This is a genomic window from Ruegeria sp. L11, assembly GCF_056531755.1.
This window is the reverse complement of the sequence record NZ_JBQFMI010000017.1, coordinates 20,938-39,548: the sequence shown is the minus strand read 5'-3', so window position 1 is coordinate 39,548 and position 18,611 is coordinate 20,938. Positions and strand designations below refer to the sequence as shown.

At 59.0% G+C, this 18,611-nt stretch carries 17 protein-coding genes; 4 read left to right on the top strand and 13 right to left on the bottom strand.

Annotated elements, in window-relative coordinates; all coding sequences use genetic code 11:
* Position 1: 1 nt before the first annotated feature.
* The 4 genes from ACR0CE_RS17880 to ACR0CE_RS17865 all read right to left on the bottom strand — a co-directional run bounded on the left by ACR0CE_RS17880 (position 2) and on the right by ACR0CE_RS17865 (position 5,049).
* Positions 2-2,179, bottom strand: coding sequence for a heavy metal translocating P-type ATPase (locus ACR0CE_RS17880; protein WP_480833369.1), 2,178 nt, complete (start codon positions 2,177-2,179; stop codon positions 2-4).
* Positions 2,180-2,182: 3 nt separating this feature from the next.
* Positions 2,183-2,641 (bottom strand): FixH family protein, encoded by a 459-nt coding sequence (locus ACR0CE_RS17875; protein ID WP_209507766.1) that lies wholly within the window; start codon positions 2,639-2,641, stop codon positions 2,183-2,185.
* 2 nt (positions 2,642-2,643) lie between these two features.
* Positions 2,644-4,071: a cytochrome c oxidase accessory protein CcoG gene (gene ccoG, locus ACR0CE_RS17870; RefSeq protein WP_480484692.1), complete on the bottom strand. Its 1,428-nt coding sequence runs from the start codon at positions 4,069-4,071 to the stop codon at positions 2,644-2,646.
* A gap of 102 nt (positions 4,072-4,173) precedes the next feature.
* Entirely contained in the window at positions 4,174-5,049 is an 876-nt protein-coding gene (locus tag ACR0CE_RS17865) for a LysR family transcriptional regulator (protein WP_480833368.1), read from the bottom strand.
* A 100-nt stretch (positions 5,050-5,149) separates the two neighbouring features.
* Between ACR0CE_RS17865 and ACR0CE_RS17860 the strand changes: the two genes are divergently transcribed.
* The gene (locus ACR0CE_RS17860; RefSeq protein ID WP_480833367.1) at positions 5,150-5,308 is read left to right on the top strand and encodes a hypothetical protein; all 159 of its coding nucleotides are present in this window, start codon (positions 5,150-5,152) and stop codon (positions 5,306-5,308) included.
* A 152-nt stretch (positions 5,309-5,460) separates the two neighbouring features.
* Here the strand turns inward: ACR0CE_RS17860 and ccoP are convergent, their stop codons facing one another.
* Genes ccoP through ccoN form a run of 4 tightly spaced genes read right to left on the bottom strand, consistent with a single transcriptional unit; the run spans position 5,461 to position 8,871 of the window.
* A complete protein-coding gene (ccoP, locus tag ACR0CE_RS17855) occupies positions 5,461-6,324 on the bottom strand; it encodes a cytochrome-c oxidase, cbb3-type subunit III (RefSeq protein WP_480484689.1) in 864 nt (287 codons plus the stop codon).
* Complete coding sequence (locus ACR0CE_RS17850) at positions 6,321-6,506, bottom strand: cbb3-type cytochrome c oxidase subunit 3 (protein WP_209507756.1); 186 nt, start codon at positions 6,504-6,506, stop codon at positions 6,321-6,323. The genes ccoP and ACR0CE_RS17850 overlap by 4 nt, the downstream gene beginning before the upstream one ends.
* A gap of 12 nt (positions 6,507-6,518) precedes the next feature.
* Positions 6,519-7,247: a cytochrome-c oxidase, cbb3-type subunit II gene (gene ccoO, locus ACR0CE_RS17845; RefSeq protein ID WP_209507754.1), complete on the bottom strand. Its 729-nt coding sequence runs from the start codon at positions 7,245-7,247 to the stop codon at positions 6,519-6,521.
* Positions 7,248-7,263: 16 nt separating this feature from the next.
* Positions 7,264-8,871 (bottom strand): cytochrome-c oxidase, cbb3-type subunit I, encoded by a 1,608-nt coding sequence (ccoN, locus tag ACR0CE_RS17840; protein ID WP_209507752.1) that lies wholly within the window; start codon positions 8,869-8,871, stop codon positions 7,264-7,266.
* A gap of 201 nt (positions 8,872-9,072) precedes the next feature.
* Between ccoN and ACR0CE_RS17835 the strand changes: the two genes are divergently transcribed.
* Complete coding sequence (locus ACR0CE_RS17835) at positions 9,073-9,912, top strand: universal stress protein (protein ID WP_209598277.1); 840 nt, start codon at positions 9,073-9,075, stop codon at positions 9,910-9,912.
* Between the two features lie 39 nt (positions 9,913-9,951).
* Here the strand turns inward: ACR0CE_RS17835 and ACR0CE_RS17830 are convergent, their stop codons facing one another.
* Together ACR0CE_RS17830 and fnrL are read right to left on the bottom strand one after the other, a co-directional pair.
* Entirely contained in the window at positions 9,952-10,206 is a 255-nt protein-coding gene (locus tag ACR0CE_RS17830; RefSeq protein WP_209598278.1) for a GlsB/YeaQ/YmgE family stress response membrane protein, read from the bottom strand.
* Between the two features lie 73 nt (positions 10,207-10,279).
* Positions 10,280-11,023: a transcriptional regulator FnrL gene (gene fnrL, locus ACR0CE_RS17825; RefSeq protein ID WP_480520926.1), complete on the bottom strand. Its 744-nt coding sequence runs from the start codon at positions 11,021-11,023 to the stop codon at positions 10,280-10,282.
* Positions 11,024-11,084: 61 nt separating this feature from the next.
* Here fnrL and hemN point away from each other — a divergent pair, with 61 nt between their 5' ends.
* Together hemN and ACR0CE_RS17815 are read left to right on the top strand one after the other, a co-directional pair.
* Positions 11,085-12,440: an oxygen-independent coproporphyrinogen III oxidase gene (gene hemN / locus ACR0CE_RS17820; protein WP_480833366.1), complete on the top strand. Its 1,356-nt coding sequence runs from the start codon at positions 11,085-11,087 to the stop codon at positions 12,438-12,440.
* Positions 12,441-12,653: 213 nt separating this feature from the next.
* On the top strand, positions 12,654-14,582 hold the full coding sequence (locus ACR0CE_RS17815; protein WP_480484685.1) for an elongation factor G: 1,929 nt from the start codon (positions 12,654-12,656) through the stop codon (positions 14,580-14,582).
* 253 nt (positions 14,583-14,835) lie between these two features.
* Here ACR0CE_RS17815 and ACR0CE_RS17810 read toward each other — a convergent pair whose 3' ends face one another.
* From ACR0CE_RS17810 to ACR0CE_RS17800, 3 genes are read right to left on the bottom strand one after another with little or no spacing between them, the layout of a single operon-like run.
* Positions 14,836-16,413: an ABC transporter ATP-binding protein gene (locus ACR0CE_RS17810; protein WP_480833365.1), complete on the bottom strand. Its 1,578-nt coding sequence runs from the start codon at positions 16,411-16,413 to the stop codon at positions 14,836-14,838.
* A complete protein-coding gene (locus ACR0CE_RS17805) occupies positions 16,410-17,516 on the bottom strand; it encodes an ABC transporter permease (RefSeq protein WP_267363535.1) in 1,107 nt (368 codons plus the stop codon). The genes ACR0CE_RS17810 and ACR0CE_RS17805 overlap by 4 nt, the downstream gene beginning before the upstream one ends.
* On the bottom strand, positions 17,517-18,611 hold the full coding sequence (locus tag ACR0CE_RS17800; RefSeq protein WP_480833364.1) for a microcin C ABC transporter permease YejB: 1,095 nt from the start codon (positions 18,609-18,611) through the stop codon (positions 17,517-17,519). It lies immediately after the preceding gene.

The window sequence follows — 18,611 nt, the reverse complement described above, 5'->3', positions numbered from 1 at the left end:
GTTACCTCAGCCGCAATGCGTTCAGCGATACGGTAATCGACGAGGTCGACATCGCCAAGGCCGCGATCAGCGGTGTTGCCAGTCCGATCACGGCCAGCGGAACGGCTATCACGTTGTAAACGGTTGCGATCTGGAAGTTCTCGCGGATGCGACGGGTGGCCTTGATGGCCGTATCGCAGGCATCCGCAATGGGCAGAAGGTCATTGCCCAGAAGAACGATGTCCGAGGCAACCCGCGCCGCATCCAGCGCCGAGGCCGGAGAGATCGACACATGTGCCGCCGCCAAAGCAGCCGTATCGTTCAGGCCGTCCCCCACCATCAGAACTTTGCGGCCCTGATCCCTGAGGTCCTGAATGCGCTGTGCCTTGTCCTGCGGTAAAGCCTCGGCGACCCAATCCGTTATTCCCAGCTTCTCGGCCAATGCGCGCACGGCACCTTTCGAATCTCCTGAGATCAACAGCACATGCTTGCCCGACGCGCGCAACGCTTCCACCGCCTCGTCCGCGCCCGGACGCAGCGCGTCCGAGAAACGGAATGCTAGGGGCGCATCGTCGCCAATTGCAAGCCAGGCGGACGTTTCCGCGCCCTGCTGTGCGCCAACCCATGCGGCCCGGCCCAAACGAACAGGTTGACCGCGGTATTCCCCTTGGGTGCCGTATCCCGGCACTTCGGTTATGTCCCGGACGTTAGCAGGTTTGATCCCGGCCTGCCGCGCGGCCTTTGCCAATGACACGGACAAGGGATGCGCGGAGGCCTCGGCCAAGGCCAGCGCGACCTCGACCTGTGCGCGGGCGTGGTCGCCAAGATTGACCAGTTCCGGCGCACCCGAGGTCAGCGTGCCCGTCTTGTCGAACACCACGGTGTCGGTCTCGGACAACCGTTCGAGCGCGGTTGCGTGCTTGATCAGCATACCCTTGCGGAACAACCGGCCCGAGGCAGCGGTGGTCACTGCCGGAACAGCCAGACCCAAGGCGCAGGGACAGGTGATGATCAGAACCGCCGCGGCAATGTTCAGAGCGGTGCGCAAATCGCCCGAATAGATGTACCACCCCACAAAGCTGAGCGCCGAAAGGATGTGGACACCGGGCGCATAAAGCTTGGCGGCCTTGTCGGCCAGCGAGGTATAGCGGGACCGCCCCGATTCTGCGATGGCCACCAGATCCGCCATCCGGTGCAGCGACGTATCCTGACCCACTGCTGTGGCGCGCAGGGTCAGCGGACCTGTCAGGTTGACCTCGCCCGCGCTGACCAGCTGGCCGGCTTCGGCAAACACCGGCAGGGTTTCCCCCGTCAACAGCGAACGGTCCAGTTCGGACTGACCAGACACGATCTGACCGTCCACCGGCATTCGGCCACCGGGGCGCACAAGGATCAGATCACCGACCTTCAGATCGGCCACCGCAACTTCGGCCGCCACCCCATCCAAGATGCGGATCGCGCGCGGCACTTCCAGGGCGGTAAGCTCTTCTGCGGCGGATCGGGCTGCGGCGCGGGTGCGGTAATCCAGATACCGGCCCGCCAGCAGGAAGAAAGTCAGGGTCAGCGCGGCATCGAAATAGGCGTGCTCTCCGCTCAGTGCGGTCTCCCACAGAGAGGTGACCAGCGCCAGCAGGATCGCCAGCGTGATCGGCACATCCATGTTCAACCGCCGCACCCGCAGGGCGCTCCAGGCGTTGGCAAAGAACGGTTGCGCCGAGAAGGCAATGGCAGGCAGCGCGATTGCAGCGGAAATCCAGTGGAACATGTCGCGCGTCGCGTCTGTTGCGCCGGACCAGACCGACACCGACAACAGCATCACGTTCATGGATGCAAACCCGGCGACGGCCAGTCGCATCAGCAGGTCACGTCCCGCCTTGTCCGCCTGTGTTGCCGACAAAGCGCCGGGGTCAAGCTCGTGCGCTTCGAAACCTGCCCGTTCAAGCACCGGGATCAGATCGGCCGCTCGGGTTTCCGGCGCGGCTTTGATCATCGCCCGTTTCAGAGTCAGGTTGACCCGCGCGTCTTCGACACCGGGATGGGCGTTCAGTTCACGTTCGACCGTCGCGATACAGGCCGAGCAGTGGATGCCCGGCAGCGACAAGGCGATCTGCACATCGTCCGGAATCGGGCGCGCGGGCTCTGCCGGGGTTGCCAGACACCCCGGACAGGCCGCCGTACCGGATGAAAGCTGCGCCGTCATCGGCTACCCTTTCACATACAGCGGAACGCGCTGCGAAAACTCGGCGCCACTGCCATCACGCGCGACCAACCGGATATTCCAGTTGCCCTTGCCCAGCGTGGCAGGTGTGGCATAGGCCGCGCCGTCAAAGGTGAAATCCGGTGCAAAATCGTCCCGCACATGGGTTGCGCGGCCAACCACCGCCTGCAACTCGCTGACCTGAACCGGTGCACCGGTCGCGTCCGTAATATGCAGGATCAGAAGGCCACCTTTGGTTTCTGCCCGAACCGTCCAGCCCAATGCCTGCTGCTCTTTCAGGCGATCGTTGAACTCCTGGCTGGCAACGTAGGAATTCTTGACCTCCAGCCCGGGAAACGTTTTCACCGCATTATAAGCCAGCACAAGGTTCACCGCGATGATCACGCCAAAGGCACCGACAAACACCGCCAGAGCGTGCTTTCCGGTGAATTTACGTTCGGCCATGATCAGTTCCCCCGTCCGTTGAACGTGGTGTCTTTGTAAGCACGTTCGCCGCTGCTGAGGTCTTCGACCCAGATCCGCACTGGTGTCGCTTCTGCTGCCGCCGGACCGCTGTCACGGGACGCCACGATATATACACGGGTCAATTGTGCCGTATCCGCCGTGACATTCACAGTATCGATCTTGGTTCCCTCAATTTCCAGTCGCATCGACGGATCGCCCGCCAGAGACAATTTGAACAGGCGGTCCTCGCCGTGCTTGTTGCGCAGTCTGACATCATAGGTGTTCCGAATGGTGCCGTCTGACAGGGTGACAAAGGTCGGGTTGCGCACAGGCGCTACGGTAAGATCGATGTCAGAGCGAATGAACAGGGCGAACAGCAGCGCAAACCCCACCAGTGACCACAACGAGGTGTACAGGATCGTGCGGGGCCGGAAGATGTGTTTCCAGACATTCTTGGGCGGTTGGCCTGAGCGTTCACGTGGCTCGTCGCTGAGCGCCATATAGTCGATCAGCCCGCGCGGTTTGCCGATCTTGGCCATCATGTCATCACACGCGTCGATACACAGGGCACAGGTGATACATTCAAGCTGCTGACCATCCCGGATATCGATCCCAACAGGGCAGACATTCACGCAGGCCATGCAGTCAATGCAATCCCCCAACTCGGAATCGGCTGTTCGCTTGCCTTTGCCGCGCGGCTCGCCGCGCCATTCGCGGTATCCCACGACCAGCGTGTCTTCATCCATCATCGCGGCCTGAATGCGCGGCCAAGGACACGCGTAGATACAAATCTGTTCGCGGGCGAACCCGCCAAAAAAGAAGGTCGTGCCAGTCAGAACCAGCATCGTCGTGTAAGCGACGGGATGCGCGTTACCAGTCACAAGATCGCGGAGCAGCGTCGGCGCATCCGCAAAATAGAACACCCAGGCACCGCCGGTGGCCAGACCGATCAGGAACCAGGTTACCCATTTCGTCACCCGGAGCCGTGCCTTGCGGAAATCCAGCTTTTCCTGACGATGCAGGCGCAGACGGGCGTTCCTGTCGCCTTCGATCCAGCGCTCGACCAGAATGAAAAGGTCAGTCCAGACCGTTTGCGGGCAGGCATACCCGCACCAGACCCGCCCCAGCGCAGAAGTAAACAGAAACAGACCCAGCCCCGCCATGATCAGCAGGCCCGCCACGAAATAGAACTCGTGCGGCCAGATTTCGATCCAGAAGAAATAAAAGCGCCGGTTTGCCAGATCCAGCAGCACGGCCTGATCCGGCAGGCTGGGGCCACGATCCCATCTGATCCAGGGCGTAACGTAGTAAATGCCCAGTGTCACGATGAGGATGATCCATTTCAGGTTTCGAAATGGCCCAGAAACGCGTCTTGGAAAGATCGGTTCTCGTGCGGCGTATAGGCTGGGGGTGGGGTTGGAATCGCTCACAGGCTGGCTCCGGTACTGGCTCTTCTGAGTGTGTGTTCTTCCAGATCACGCGCAGAGCAACTTTGACATGGGTCAAAACGCGCATCGTACAGACACCTTTTATCACATTTCCCGTGCCTGACGCCTCAACCACGTCACAAATGTCCTGACTGCGGGTCTAAGTGCCGAATTTGGCGTCACAATATGGTAACCGCGCGTATCCGGCTCTGCATAAAGCTCGACAATACGACCGGCCTTGATGTCCGGCTCGACGAAATGTCGCACTGTGACAGTGACCCCCTGCCCGGCCCGCAGACCGTCCAGTACCAGGTTTCCCGGCAGCTCGGTCCGGCCCGCACCGCGTTCAGGACCGGCACCATGTTCGGCCAGCCAGGTCGTCGCCTCGGTGGTGCCGATTTCCTCGAGCCAGGGCAGTTGGGCCAACTCGGTCGGCGTCCATGACGTCTTTTCACCCAGCAGTTTCGGAGCGGCGACGATGACCACGGGCGACTGCAACAGCATTTCAGATTGCACACCGGTCCAACCGCCGGGGCCGTACCGAATGGCAATATCGATCCCACCCGGTCGCAGTTCGACAATTTCCGCGGTGGGATCAAGGATCAGGTTCACCTCGGGATGGGTTTCGCGAAAGGCCGGTAGGCGCGGCATCAGCCAAGAGGCCGCAAAAGAAGATGTCAGCGACACGTGGACCGGGCGGTCCTGACCAGACCGCGCCAAATCCCCCACTGCCGCCTCGATCGCGCCAAACCCGAGTTGCAGGGCTCGGGCCAGATGTTCACCATCGGCGGTCAGGGTCAGGGCCTTGCCTGTTCGATCCAGCAAGGCAGCACCCAGATGGTTCTCAAGTACGCGCAACTGCTGGCTAATCGCCGCATGGCTTACGTTCAACGCAGCACCAGCTTCGACGACATTGCGTTTTTCAGCAAATGCCGCAAACGCCCTCAGCGCGGCCAATGGGGGAAGCGACAACCAATTCATATGTAACCCTGACTTACACTATGGAATGGTATTTGAGTCGCATTCAGCACTTCAAAGGTCAATCTTTATTGCAGAGATACCCTTGCAGAGGAGACCAACCATGCTGACCGTTTTTGCCAGATCTTTCATGACCGCAACCCGGATCAATGCGCCGCATATTCGCGATGTGCCAAAACCGGGTCGCCACAAACGCCGTTGGCTGCCGGAAGGTCATTGGTGGATTAAAAACCCGCGCGAGGTGGATCCGAGCAACTTTTGACGCAGGGAACAGTAAACCTGAATCTGGACCACAGGTTTAAGTGGCCTTATTGTGGGAAAAAAGCACCGGCTGTTCAGGAAACGCGCGAACAGATGGAACAGCCGGTGCCCCAGCCTTCGGGCGGCGAACCGCCCGAAGGTGTTCTTAATATCTTACTGACCGCCGCCCAACTGGTGGACATAGGCAGATACGGCGCGAATCTGCGCCTCGGTCAGGCGGGTATCCCAGTTCGGCATGACGCCAAAGCGGCTGTAAGTTACGGTTTCCGTCAGCGTTTCTTCGCTGCCACCGTAAAGCCAGATCGCGTCAGTCAGGTTCGGCGCACCCTGGAAGATATCACCTGTGCCATCCTCGCCGTGGCAGGCCGCGCAGTTGTCTTCGAAGACAACTTTGCCTGCCTGCGCTGCCGCATCGTCGGTCTGGGCATTGCTCAGCGACATTACGTACTGGACCACCTGCGTGATTTCGTCGTGTTCGAGGATTTCGCCAAATGCCGGCATCTCGGAATAGCGCGCATCGTCGCTTTCTTCGTTCCGGACACCGTAGCTGACGGTGTAGACGATGTCGTCCAGCGTTCCGCCCCACAGCCAGGCATCATCCAGCAGGTTCGGGAAACCCGGCGCACCCTGCGCACCCGAACCATGGCATTGTGCGCACCAGGTCCGGAACACCGCACCGCCCGAGTTCACGGCATATTGCTGAAGCTCTGCATCCTTAGAGATGTCTTCCAGCGAAGTTTCCACCAGCTTGGCGTTCCAGGGCGCGTTTGCCTCTTCGAAGGCAACCATGTCCTGCTGTACGTTTTCACGGGTTGACCATCCCAGCACACCGGCTGTCGCGCCATGGACCAGGGGCCAGGCCGGAAACATGATCGTATAGATCACGCCCCAGAAGATGGTGGCGTAGAAGGTCCATAGCCACCAGCGCGGCATGGGGTTGTCGAATTCCTCGATTCCGTCCCAGCTGTGCCCGGTTGTATTAGGATCGCCCGGCTGTTTATCAGGTGTCTTGCTCATTGCCGCGCCTCCTTGGGTGTGGCGGGTTTGTCTTGGTGCCGGAAGGGGATGTTGGCGGTGTCCTTGTATTCCTTGCTGGCACCGGGGCGGAAAACCCAGATCACGATGCCAACGAAGAAGGCAAACAACACAAGCAGCATCCAGCTATCCGCGAACTGTCGAAGCAGTGTGTATTCTTCCATCACACCCTCCTGTTAACGGCTTGCATCCGGGGTAAAGGTCGAGAAATCGACCAGCGTACCCAGCATCTGCAAATAGGCGATCAGCGCATCGGCTTCGGTCAGTTCAGGCTGACCATCGAAGTTGCGCACGTTGACCTTGTCACCGTACCGCTCCAGCAGACCGTCGTAGTCACTGTCAGGATCGGCCTGCGCGCTGAAATCGGCAACCGCGTTTTCCAGCATCTCCTCGGTATATGGGGTGCCGACAACCGCATTGGTCGCCATGATGTCACCGATATACTTGCCGTCGATCTTGCGATGTTCGAGGAAGCCGTATTTCGGCATCACCGATTCAGGCACCACAGACTGAGGGTCGCGCAGGTGGTCCATCTGCCACTGATCCGAATAGCGACCACCGACACGCGCCAGATCAGGTCCGGTACGCTTTGATCCCCACTGGAACGGGTGGTCATACATCGACTCAGCCGCCAGAGAGTAGTGACCGTAACGTTCGACCTCGTCCCGCATCGGGCGGATCATCTGGCTGTGGCAGACATAGCAGCCTTCGCGGATGTAGATCTCACGCCCTGCCATTTCGAGAGGGGTGTAAGGGCGCATGCCCTCCACCTTCTCGATGGTGTTCTCAAGATAGAACAGCGGGGTGATCTGCACCAGGCCACCGATGGTCACGACCAGAAAGCTGAAGATCAGCAGGAGGGTCGCGTTGGTCTCGAGGATCTTATGTTTGTCGAGAATTGCCATTGCTCCGGCCCTCCCTCTATTCAGCCGGGACCGCGACGGTCAGGCTGGCCTCTTTGGCCGGCGCTTTCCGCACAGTCATCCACAGGTTGTAGCACATGATCAGCGCACCAGCGACGAACATCACGCCACCCAGCGCACGCACCACGTACATCGGGAACTTGGCGGCCACGGTGTCAGCGAACGAGTTCACCAGGAAGCCGTTTGCATCCACTTCACGCCACATCAGGCCTTCCATGATACCGGTGACCCACATCGACGCGGCATAAAGCACGATGCCGATCGTGGCGAGCCAGAAGTGCCAGCTGACCATTTGCAGCGAGTACAGACGCTCGCGCTTCCACAGGACAGGCACCAGGAAGTACAGCGCACCAAAAGTGATCATGCCGTTCCAGCCCAGCGCGCCCGAATGCACGTGACCAATGGTCCAGTCGGTGTAGTGGCTGAGACTGTTCACAGCACGGATCGACATCATCGGACCTTCAAAGGTGGACATGCCGTAGAAGCCGACCGAGATGACCATCATGCGGATGATCGGATCTGTGCGCAGCTTGTCCCAGGCCCCCGACAGGGTCATCAGACCGTTGATCATACCACCCCAGGACGGCATCCACAGGATCACCGAGAACACCATGCCCAGCGTCGACGCCCAGTCAGGCAGCGCGGTATAATGCAGGTGGTGTGGACCAGCCCAGATATACAGGAAGATCAGCGCCCAGAAGTGGATGATCGACAGCTTGTACGAAAACACCGGACGTTCGGCCTGTTTCGGGATGAAATAGTACATCATGCCCAGGAAACCCGCGGTCAGGAAGAAGCCCACAGCGTTGTGGCCATACCACCACTGGATCATGGCATCCTGCACGCCTGACCAGACGATGACCGATTTCGAACCCCAGATGCTGACCGGGATGGTCATGTTGTTGACCAGATGCAGCATGGCGACGGTGACGATAAAGGCCAGGTAGAACCAGTTGGCCACATAGATGTGGGGTTCTTTCCGCTTGATGATCGTACCCAGGTAGACAGCCAGATAGGCGACCCAGACAATGGTCAGCCACAGATCGACATACCATTCAGGTTCGGCATATTCCTTGGACTGCGTTCCGCCCAGCACATAGCCGGTCGCGGCCAGCACGATGAACAGCTGATAGCCCCAGAACACGAACCACGCGAGGTTGCCGCCCCAAAGCCGCGCCGCGCTGGTACGCTGAACCACGTAGAACGAGGTTGCGATCAGTGCGTTGCCGCCAAAGGCAAAAATGACTGCCGAGGTGTGCAACGGACGCAGACGACCAAAGTTCAGATAACCCTGCGCCCATTCGAAGTTCAGCACCGGAAACGCCAGCTGAAACGCGATAAAGGTCCCTGCAAGGAACCCGATCACGCCCCAAAAGGCGGTTGCGATCACGCCATAGCGGATCACGCCATCCATGTATTCGCCCGAGCGGTCGATCTGAATATCTGGCTCGTCAGTGTTTCGAAGCGTCCAGATGAACAGGCCACCGGCGATGAGCATCACCAGCAGCGCATGTACCTGATACGCCAAATCGCGTGCATAATTGGTTCCGATCGCTGCAAACAGCGCGATCAGACCAAGCACGATCAGCTTGATGTAATTCGACATATTGCGTCCCTTTGCCATGCTCCGCGCGTTTTTGATTCTTGTGACGCGCGAAGCCCATTTGACTGGCTGCCGTTCTGAAGCACGGCCACCCTCATTGCTTTGATCTGTATCAAGACAGCCCAGCGTTTTCTATGACACGCATGGTAGTAGAAAAGGGCTAACAGGTCACATGAGACCAATTGCCCGAAACATGAGGTCAAAATGGCGTACAAATCTCTTCTCACAGTCATGACCGAAACGCAGACTGCACAGGCTGCTCTGGCGCAGATTGTGGCCCTGGCCGAGTCCCAGGATGCCCATGCCGAGGTCCTGTGTCTGGGCGTCGATCGCAGTCAGACAGGTTATTATTACGCGGGTGCCAATGCGTTGATCGTTCAGGAAACGCTGAACCGGGCCAATGCTGAAGCACAGGATCTGCTGGCCTTTGCCAATGATTATCTCGGCAAATCCGGCGTGCGTTGGTCTGCCGAACACGGCGTTGCACAGATTGCCGATATCGGGCGCCACGTCGCACACCGGGCCCGGTTTTCCGACCTTGTGATCCTGCCTCACCCGTATGGTGAAGGTCGCGGGGCCGAGGCCGAGCCCATTATCGAAGCGGCCATGTTCGAAGGACATTGCCCGGTGCTTGTGGTTCCTGACAGCGGCGTGCCGTTGAAAGCGCCCGGCAACATCATGATCGCCTGGAACGAAAGCGTCGAGGCCATGTGCGCCATCCGGCGGGCCCTGCCCTTCCTCAAACAGGCCGAGATTGTCCGTATTGTGGTCATCGACCCGCCACAGCATGGCCCGGACCGGTCAGACCCGGGTGGAATGCTGTCCCAGATGCTGGCCCGTCATGGTGTCAAATGCGAGATCGATGTGCTCAGCAAGACCATGACCCGCGTCTCGGATATTCTTAATCGCCACGCGACGGATACCGAATCGGACATGATCGTGATGGGCGCTTATGGTCATTCCCGCTTTCGCGAAGCCATTCTGGGAGGGGCGACCCGGAACATGCTGGAACAATCTTCGGTTCCGGTGTTCCTGGCGCACTGACCCAAACAAGCTCAAAGCCGCCTCGACAGGCGGCTTTTTTCACCCCCGGCGGATGAGGCCGATCAGGAACAACAGGATCACCGCCCCAATTGTCGCGAAAAGGATCGACGAGAACAGGCCCCCTCCAACGGAAAAACCAAGCGCCGGAAAGATCATGCCCGACAGGAACGCGCCTACGATGCCGACGATGATGTTGCCGATCAGGCCGAACCCACGGCCTTCCATGATCTTTCCCGAAAGCCATCCGGCGATTGCGCCAATGAACAGCATTGCCAACAGACTGCTGAACCCCATGCCACACTCCTATGTTAGTTTGTGAACCGACCGGATGATCGCGGTAAGCGAATTCTGCCGAACGAAAGACCGGTCAGACCAGAAACCCGCCATCGGAATCGTCGCCTGCTTCTTCCATGAGCCGGCCAAGATCGGGGATGGTCACGTGACGTTTGCCTTCCAGCAAGATCAAACCGTCCTTTTTCAGAGCTGAGATCTGGCGGCTGACCGTCTCAAGCGTAAGTCCCAGATAATCCGCCATGGCTTCTCGGGTCAGGGGCAGATCGAACACGATCGGTCCTGACAGGCCCTTTTGACCAATCGACGCATCCCGCCGGGCAATGATCGAAATCAGGCTGGCAATCTTTTCGCGCGCTGTCTTGCGACCCAGAACCAGCATCCATTCACGGGCAGCATCAAGCTCGTCCAACGTCATCTGTAGCAGGCGATGCGCGATGTGTGGCGTTTCGTCCATCAGCTCTTCGAATGGTTTCTTGCGGAAACAGCACATCACGACATCCGTTGTCGCCTGCACATCGTAAGGCGCAATGTCGCGCCCTGGGCGACCGACGAAATCGCTGGGCAAGAGAAGACCAACCATCTGGGTGCGCCCGTCTTCCATGGTTTGCGTCAGCGATGCGATTCCCGCGACGACTGAACCGACAAAATTCATCTGGTCGCCCGACCAGATGATGGTCTGACCCGCTTCGAAACTGCGGTAATACTTAATGGCATCAAGCGCTTCCAGTTCGTCCGCGTCACAGCGGGCGCAGACCGCGCGATGTCGTATCGGGCAGTCTGCGCAATTTGAATGATCGAACTGTGCTTTTATTGTCATCTGCGTTTCCACTTGATCTCCGTCAAAGCACCTAAGTCGCCTGCCCCTTAAGGGTATCGTCATGATAGTGAAACCACAATTGGCAAAGCTTGGACTTTTTGACGCGAAAGTACCGCGTTACACAAGCTATCCCACAGCTCCCCATTTCAACAATGACGTGGGGGCGGACATGTTTGGCGACTGGATTTCGGGAATCGAGCCCGGCAGCGCCATATCCCTTTATATCCACGTCCCGTTCTGCCGCAGGCTGTGCTGGTTCTGCGCCTGCAGGACGCAAGGCACACAAACCGACAATCCGGTGATTGCATATGTGGATGTTCTGAAAGCCGAACTGGACCTGCTGGCGGCGCGCCTGCCCGCGGGTGTGGTGCTGTCGCGCCTGCACTGGGGCGGCGGTACGCCAACGTTGCTGAATGCCCAGCTGATGCGCGATCTGGCACAGCACATTCTGGGGATCGTCCCCATGGGGCCGGATGCCGAATTCTCGGTTGAAATCGATCCAAACGAGATCGACGAGGCACGTCTGGATGCGCTGGCAGAGGCAGGCATGAACCGTGCCTCGATCGGGGTGCAGGATTTCGACGATGAAATCCAGAAAACCATTGGCCGCATTCAAAGCTACGATACCACGCGCGACGCTATCGACATGATCCGCGCACGTGGCATTGCCAGCCTGAACGCGGACATCCTTTACGGGCTGCCACACCAGACCAAAGCCCGGATGACGGAAAGCGTGCAGAAGCTTTTGTCGCTCAGCCCGGATCGCGTGGCGCTTTATGGGTATGCCCATGTGCCGTGGATGGCCAAACGGCAGCAACTGATCCCGTCGGACGCACTGCCAACGCCCGAACAACGGCTGGAACTGTTCGACACCGCCCGCCGCCTGTTCCTGTGGGACAACTACGCCGAGATCGGCATTGACCATTTTGCCACGCAGGATGACGGGCTGACCCATGCCCTGCGCGCGGGCCGTCTGAAGCGGAACTTCCAGGGTTATACCGACGATCAGGCCGATGTGCTGATCGGTGTCGGGGCCAGCTCGATCTCGCGCTTTCCACAAGGCTATGCGCAGAATGCCCCGGCTACGTCTGCTCATACCAAGGCCATTCGCAACGGGCAGTTTTCGACGTCCCGCGGGCACCTGTTCAAAGGTCAGGATATTCTGCGCGCCCGTCTGATCGAAGCGCTGATGTGCGATTTCCGGATCGATTCGGCTGAAATCCTGCGCGATCACGATATCTCGGTCGCAGCGCTGAACGACATGTATCGCGCTGCCAACGCCTCATTCGACGGGCTGCTGCAAATCAGCGACGAGGGGCTGTTTATCCCCCCCGAGGCGCGCGCGCTGACCCGGATGGTTGCCCGCAGCTTTGACGCATACGACCTCAGCAAAGCCGGGCACAGCTCGGCGATCTGACCTCTCTTTTTGCGGGCAACATTCAGCCCGGAAAGCACAAAACACATCGGGGGCTTGACGCACGCCTGCGGTTTTTCCCACACTCAAGCTGTGGGGTGATGTTTCGCCCTGCGGCCTGAGGCGGGCAAATTACAGACAGTCCTAGCTGACGCGACTGCGTCGGATGGCCCTTTTCGTGCAGCCATTCTGCAACCTGAAAGAGGGACAACACTCATGCGCGTATTCACCGTCCTCGGGCCCAGCCAGTCGGGCAAATCTACCCTGGTCGAGGCCATCAGCCGCCTCGACGGGCGCCCGACCACATTCGATGTTTCCGGAACCGTGCACTTGCACGGTTTTTCTTACCTGGACGAGCCCTGGTGCGCAGTCGACGTGGATGGGGGTGGCGATTCCCTCGCTTATGTCGGGCCTGCCATGGCAATCTCGGATGCAGCCGTTATCGTGGTACCGCCCGATCCAAATGCCGCCGTGCTGTGCGCGCCTTATCTTCGGCTGGTGGAAGAGGCGGGCATTCCCTGTTTTCTTTTCATCAACCGCATGGATAACCCCAATGGCCGCATCCGCGACATCATCGCGGCGCTGCAAACCTATTGCACGCACCACATCGCCCTGCGTCAGGTTCCGATCCGCGAGGGCGACACGATCATCGGCGCGGTCGATCTGATCTCGGAACGGGCGTGGAAGTATCAGGAGGGCCAGCCGTCGGCCCTGATTGAGCTGCCCAAATCTGTCGAGGATCGCGAGCAGGAAGCCCGGACCGAGTTGCTTGAGACGCTTTCCGATTTCGATGATCACCTGCTGGAACAGTTGATCGAAGACAAACAGCCCCCAAGCGATGAGGTTTATGAGCTGGCCGCGCAAGTTCTACAGAATCATCAGTTGATCCCCGCTTGTCTGGGCGCCGCAAGCCACGGCAACGGGCTGACGCGCCTGATGAAAGCGCTGCGTCATGAGGCCCCCGAGTTTGATATTGCTGCCGGACGGGACGAGGCCGCCGAAAGCGCCCGTGCCATTGCTGGCTTTGCGGATGTCAAAAAGCATATCGGAAAGATCATCGTTCTGCGCGGCCTTGGGGACGGGGTAAAAGCGCATGAGGCGTTGGGCGGTGAAACGGTCGGCAACCTGACAACACTGGACGCCAAGACCCAGATCGCCACGCTAGAGGCCGGGCAGATCGGACTGGCGGTCAAATCCGATCACCTCAACCCCGGATACATTTATGACAGTTCTTCTGCGACGGAACTGCCGGAATGGGCGTCGTCTCATCCGGTTGCGCATCGTCAGGTCGTCTCGCCCGCGCATGAGCGGGACGATGTGCGCCTGTCAAACGCCCTGAGCCGTCTGGCCGAAATCGATCCGGGCCTGCACCTGCAACAGGATGAGATGAGCGGTCATTCGATTCTGGGCTCGCAGGGACCGCAACATATGCGCCGCGTGACCGCCAAGCTGGCCGAGGATTTCGGGATCGAGATCGAGGCGGAACAGGTGGAAACCGCCTATCGCGAAACCATTCGCACAACGGTTGAGCATCGCCATCGCCATCGCAAACAGTCCGGCGGCGCGGGGCAATTCGCAGATGTGGTGATTTCGGTTGCGCCATTGCCGCGCGGATCGGGGTTCCAGTTCGATGAGGTGGTCAAGGGCGGTGCCGTTCCCAAGAACTACATCCCGTCGGTGGAACACGGGGCCAAGGACGCATTGGAACAAGGCCCCGAAGGCTTTCCCGTGGTTGATGTCAAAGTGACCCTGAGCGATGGCAAACACCACAATGTGGACAGTTCGGATTATGCCTTCCGGACCGCAGGCAAAAACGCCGTGCGCGAGGCGTTGCCGCAGGCCAAGCCGGTTGTCCTGCAACCAATCCTGAGCGCCGAGATACACTTACCCTCGGCCTTTGTGGGCGATCTTGTGCCAACGATCAGCACCCTTCAGGGGCAGGTTCTGGGATTTGAGGGCAACCCGAATGCGACGGGCTGGGAGATATTCAACGCCCAGTTGCCCGCCGTTGCCGAGGACGAACTGCACCGCACCCTTGCCAGTGCCACGCGCGGGACCGGGTGGGTCAAGCTTAGCTTTGATCACTACGAGGAACTGCGCGGGCCTGTGCCGAAAGCGGCGACCAAAGAAAAGGCAAGCGCTTAACTTGCCCACGTTTACTCAGTCGGTGTTGAGACTGTCGAAGGCACAAGTGCCTTCGACCCTATCTCTGTACAGTCACCACTTGGACTTGAGCCATTCCCAAAGCGACGCGCCAAACAAAACCGCGAAAACTGCGAGACCTAGACCAACTTGAGCTTTGAAAGAGGTTCGGAACTCTTGGCTGCTGAATGCAACTAAGCAAGAAATCCCGACGAAGAATGCCTTACCGACGTAGTCATTTCTTTGTTTTTTCATGCTATCCCGCCGCTGCAATCAGCTCGCGGGTATAGTCGGTCTGGGCGTTTTCGAACAAATCCTCTGCCGCGCCCATTTCGACCACATCGCCGTTTCGCATGACGATCACGTTGTGCGACATGGCACGGACCACTTTCAGGTCATGGCTGATGAACAGATAGGCCAGCCCGTATTTCTGTTGCAGATTGCGCAGCAGATCGACGATCTGAACCTGAACGGTCATATCCAGCGCGCTGGTTGGCTCGTCCAAGACCAGCAGTTTGGGCCGCAGAACCATCGCGCGGGCAATGGCGATGCGCTGACGCTGACCGCCGGAAAACTCGTGCGGGTATCGATCCATCGTTGCCGGATCAAGCCCCACTTCGGTCATCACCTCGGCCACAAGTTCGCGTGGCGCGCGGTCCGGGTCGACTTTGTGAATGGCCAGACCTTCCGCAATGATCTGCTGGCAGGTCATCCGCGGGCTGAGGCTGCCAAACGGGTCCTGAAACACGATCTGCATGTCCTTGCGCAACCGGCGCAGTTCCCGCGTGGACCATTTGCGCACGTCCTGATCGCGAAAGGTGATGCCACCCTCGGACGCGATCAGCCGCATCATGGCCAACGCCAGTGTGGTCTTGCCTGATCCGCTTTCGCCAACAATCCCCAACGTCTCACCCGCGCGCACGCTGAGGGTCGCGTCGTTCACCGCTTTCACATATCCAACAGTGCGCTTCAGAAACCCGCGCTGGATCGGGAACCAGACCTTAAGGTGGTCGGTGCGTGCGACCTCTTCCGCATCTGTGGCAACGGGTTCAGGCTGACCCGACGGTTCTGCAGCCAGTAGTTTGCGGGTATAGGGGTGCTGCGGGTTTTCGAATATCTCGGCCGTCACGCCGGTCTCGACAATCTCGCCGTCTTTCATCACACAGACCCGGTCGGCGATGCGGCGCACAATGCCCAGATCATGGGTGATAAACAGCATCCCCATGTTTTCCGATTTCTGCAATTCAGCCAGCAGTTCGAGAATCTGCGCCTGAATGGTCACATCCAGTGCCGTTGTCGGCTCATCCGCGATCAGGATGTCCGGTTTGTTGGCAAGGGCCATGGCGATCATCACCCGCTGCCGCTGACCGCCCGACAACTGATGCGGATAGCTGTCCAGCCGGTCTTGAGGATCGCGGATACCGACCTTGGTCAGCAATTCGACAATCCTGTCCCGTGCCACATCGCCAGCGACACCCTGATGCAGGGCCAGCGATTCAGCCATCTGTTTCTGGATCGTGTGCAAAGGGTTCAGCGATGTCATCGGCTCTTGAAAGATAAAGCTGATGTCGTTGCCCCGCACATCCATCAGACGCTGTTCCGAGGCGCCAATCATCTCTTGCCCGTCATAGGTGACCGAGCCTTCGACCAACGCGCTGTCGCCCAGCAAAGATACGGTGCTGAGCGCGGTGACCGATTTGCCCGATCCGGATTCGCCCACCAGCGCGACGGTTTCCCCGCGGTCCACAGTGAAGGACACGCCTTTGACGGCCGCGTTGACCTGCCCATCCTGACGGAACGAGACCTTGAGGTTTTTCACATCCAGCAAGCTCATGAGAAGGTCTTTCTGGGATCGAACGCATCCCGCACGCCTTCAAAGATGAAGACCAGCAGCGACAGCATGATGGCAAAGGTGAAGAAGGCGGTGAAGGCCAGCCATGGGGCCTGCAGGTTCTGTTTGGCCTGCAAGGTCAGCTCTCCCAGCGAGGGGGCCGAGGATGGCAGGCCAAAGCCCAGATAATCCAGCGAAGCCAGCCCGCCGATGGTTCCGGTGACGATGAACGGCATGAAGGTCAGCGTGGCCACCATCGCATTGGGCAGCATATGGCGGAACATGATCGTCATGTTGCCCACGCCCAGCGCCCGCGCGGCGCGCACATATTCAAGGTTCCGCGCCCGCAGGAACTCGGCGCGCACCACGCCAACCAGCCCGGTCCAGCTGAACAGGATCATCAGCGCGACCAGCAACCAGAAACTTCGCCCCAGCACCGCAAACATGATGATGATGACATAAAGCGACGGGGTTGCGGACCAGATCTCGATGATCCGCTGAAAGATCAGGTCCAGCCACCCACCAAAGAACCCTTGGATGGCGCCCGCGAAAATCCCGATAAGGCTTGCCGCGCCCGTCACAAGCAGCGTGAACAGGATCGAAAGGCGAAAGCCGTAAATCACGCGGGCCAGCACATCGCGCTTGGTATCATCGGTACCCAGCAGGTTCTGGCCGTTGGGCGGCAGGGGCGCCGCGCCGGGCCGGTCCACCGAGGTATTGAAGGAATAAGGGATCAACGGCCAGAGCGACCAGCCGCGTTCAAAACCCTCGGCCTGGAATGTACCGGCGTCGATCTGTTCGATGATGCCTTCGGGATCATCGAAACAGTCTTCCAATCCACCGCTGTCGATCAGGCACTGAACCTCGGGGTCGCGATAGATCGCTTCGGTCTGGAAATCACCGCCAAATTCGGTTTCGGCATAGAAGTTGAAAACCGGCGTAAAGTACTCTCCCCGATACTTTACAAGGATGGGTTTGTCGTTGGCGATGAACTCGGCAAACAACGACAGGCCGAACAATACCGCGAAGATGATCAGCGACCAGAAGGCCCGTCTGTTGCGGCGGAAGTTGCTCCAGCGGCGCTGGTTTAGCGGGGACAAAGCCATTTACCCCTCCCGCTTTTCGAAATCGATGCGCGGGTCGACCAGCACATACATCAGGTCGCTGATGATGCCAACGACCAGCCCCATCAGACCGAAGATGAACAGCGTGCCGAAGATCACCGGGTAATCGCGGGCCACGGCGGCCTCGAACCCCAATCGGCCCAAACCATCCAGCGAGAAGATCGTCTCGATGATGATCGACCCGCCAAAAAACACCCCGATGAACACGGCCGGGAACCCTGCAATCACGATCAGCATCGCGTTGCGGAAGACATGACCATAGAGAACCTTGCGCTCGCTCAGCCCTTTGGCACGGGCGGTCATGACATACTGTTTCTTGATCTCATCCAGAAACGAGTTCTTGGTCAGCAGGGTCAGCGTCGCAAAGGCAGATATCGTCAGCGCAATCGTCGGCAGTGCTATGTGCCAGAAATAATCCGTGATCTTGCCAAAGAAACTCAGGCTATCCCAATTGTCCGACGTCAGGCCGCGCAGCGGGAAGATTTGCCAGTATGACCCGCCAGCAAAAAGCACCAGCAGCAGGATCGCAAACAGAAAGCCCGGAATAGCATAGGCCACAATAATCGCCCCGCTTGTCCAGGTATCGAATTGCGATCCATCCTTGACCGCCTTTCGAATACCCAGCGGGATCGAGACCAGATAGGCAATCAGGGTCGACCACAGCCCCAGCGAGATCGAGACCGGCATCTTTTCAAGCACCAGATCGATCACGCTGATCGAGCGGAAATAACTCTCGCCAAAATCAAACGTCAGATAGTTGCCCATCATATTCAGGAACCGTTCCAGCGGGGGCTTGTCGAAGCCGAATTCTTTTTCCAGCTCGGCAATAAACTCGGGCGGAAGGCCGCGTGCGCCGACATATTTGTCGTCGAAGACACCGCCCGCCGGTTCGGAACCCGCTCCGGCGTCGCCCCCCCCGGCAAACCCGGCGAATACGTCACCTTGACCTTCGATTTGCGCGATGATCTGTTCGACCGGCCCACCAGGTACGAACTGGACCAGCGTGAAGTTGACGATCATGATACCCAGAAGAGTCGGAATGATCAGCAATAAGCGTCTTAGAATATAGGCGCCCAT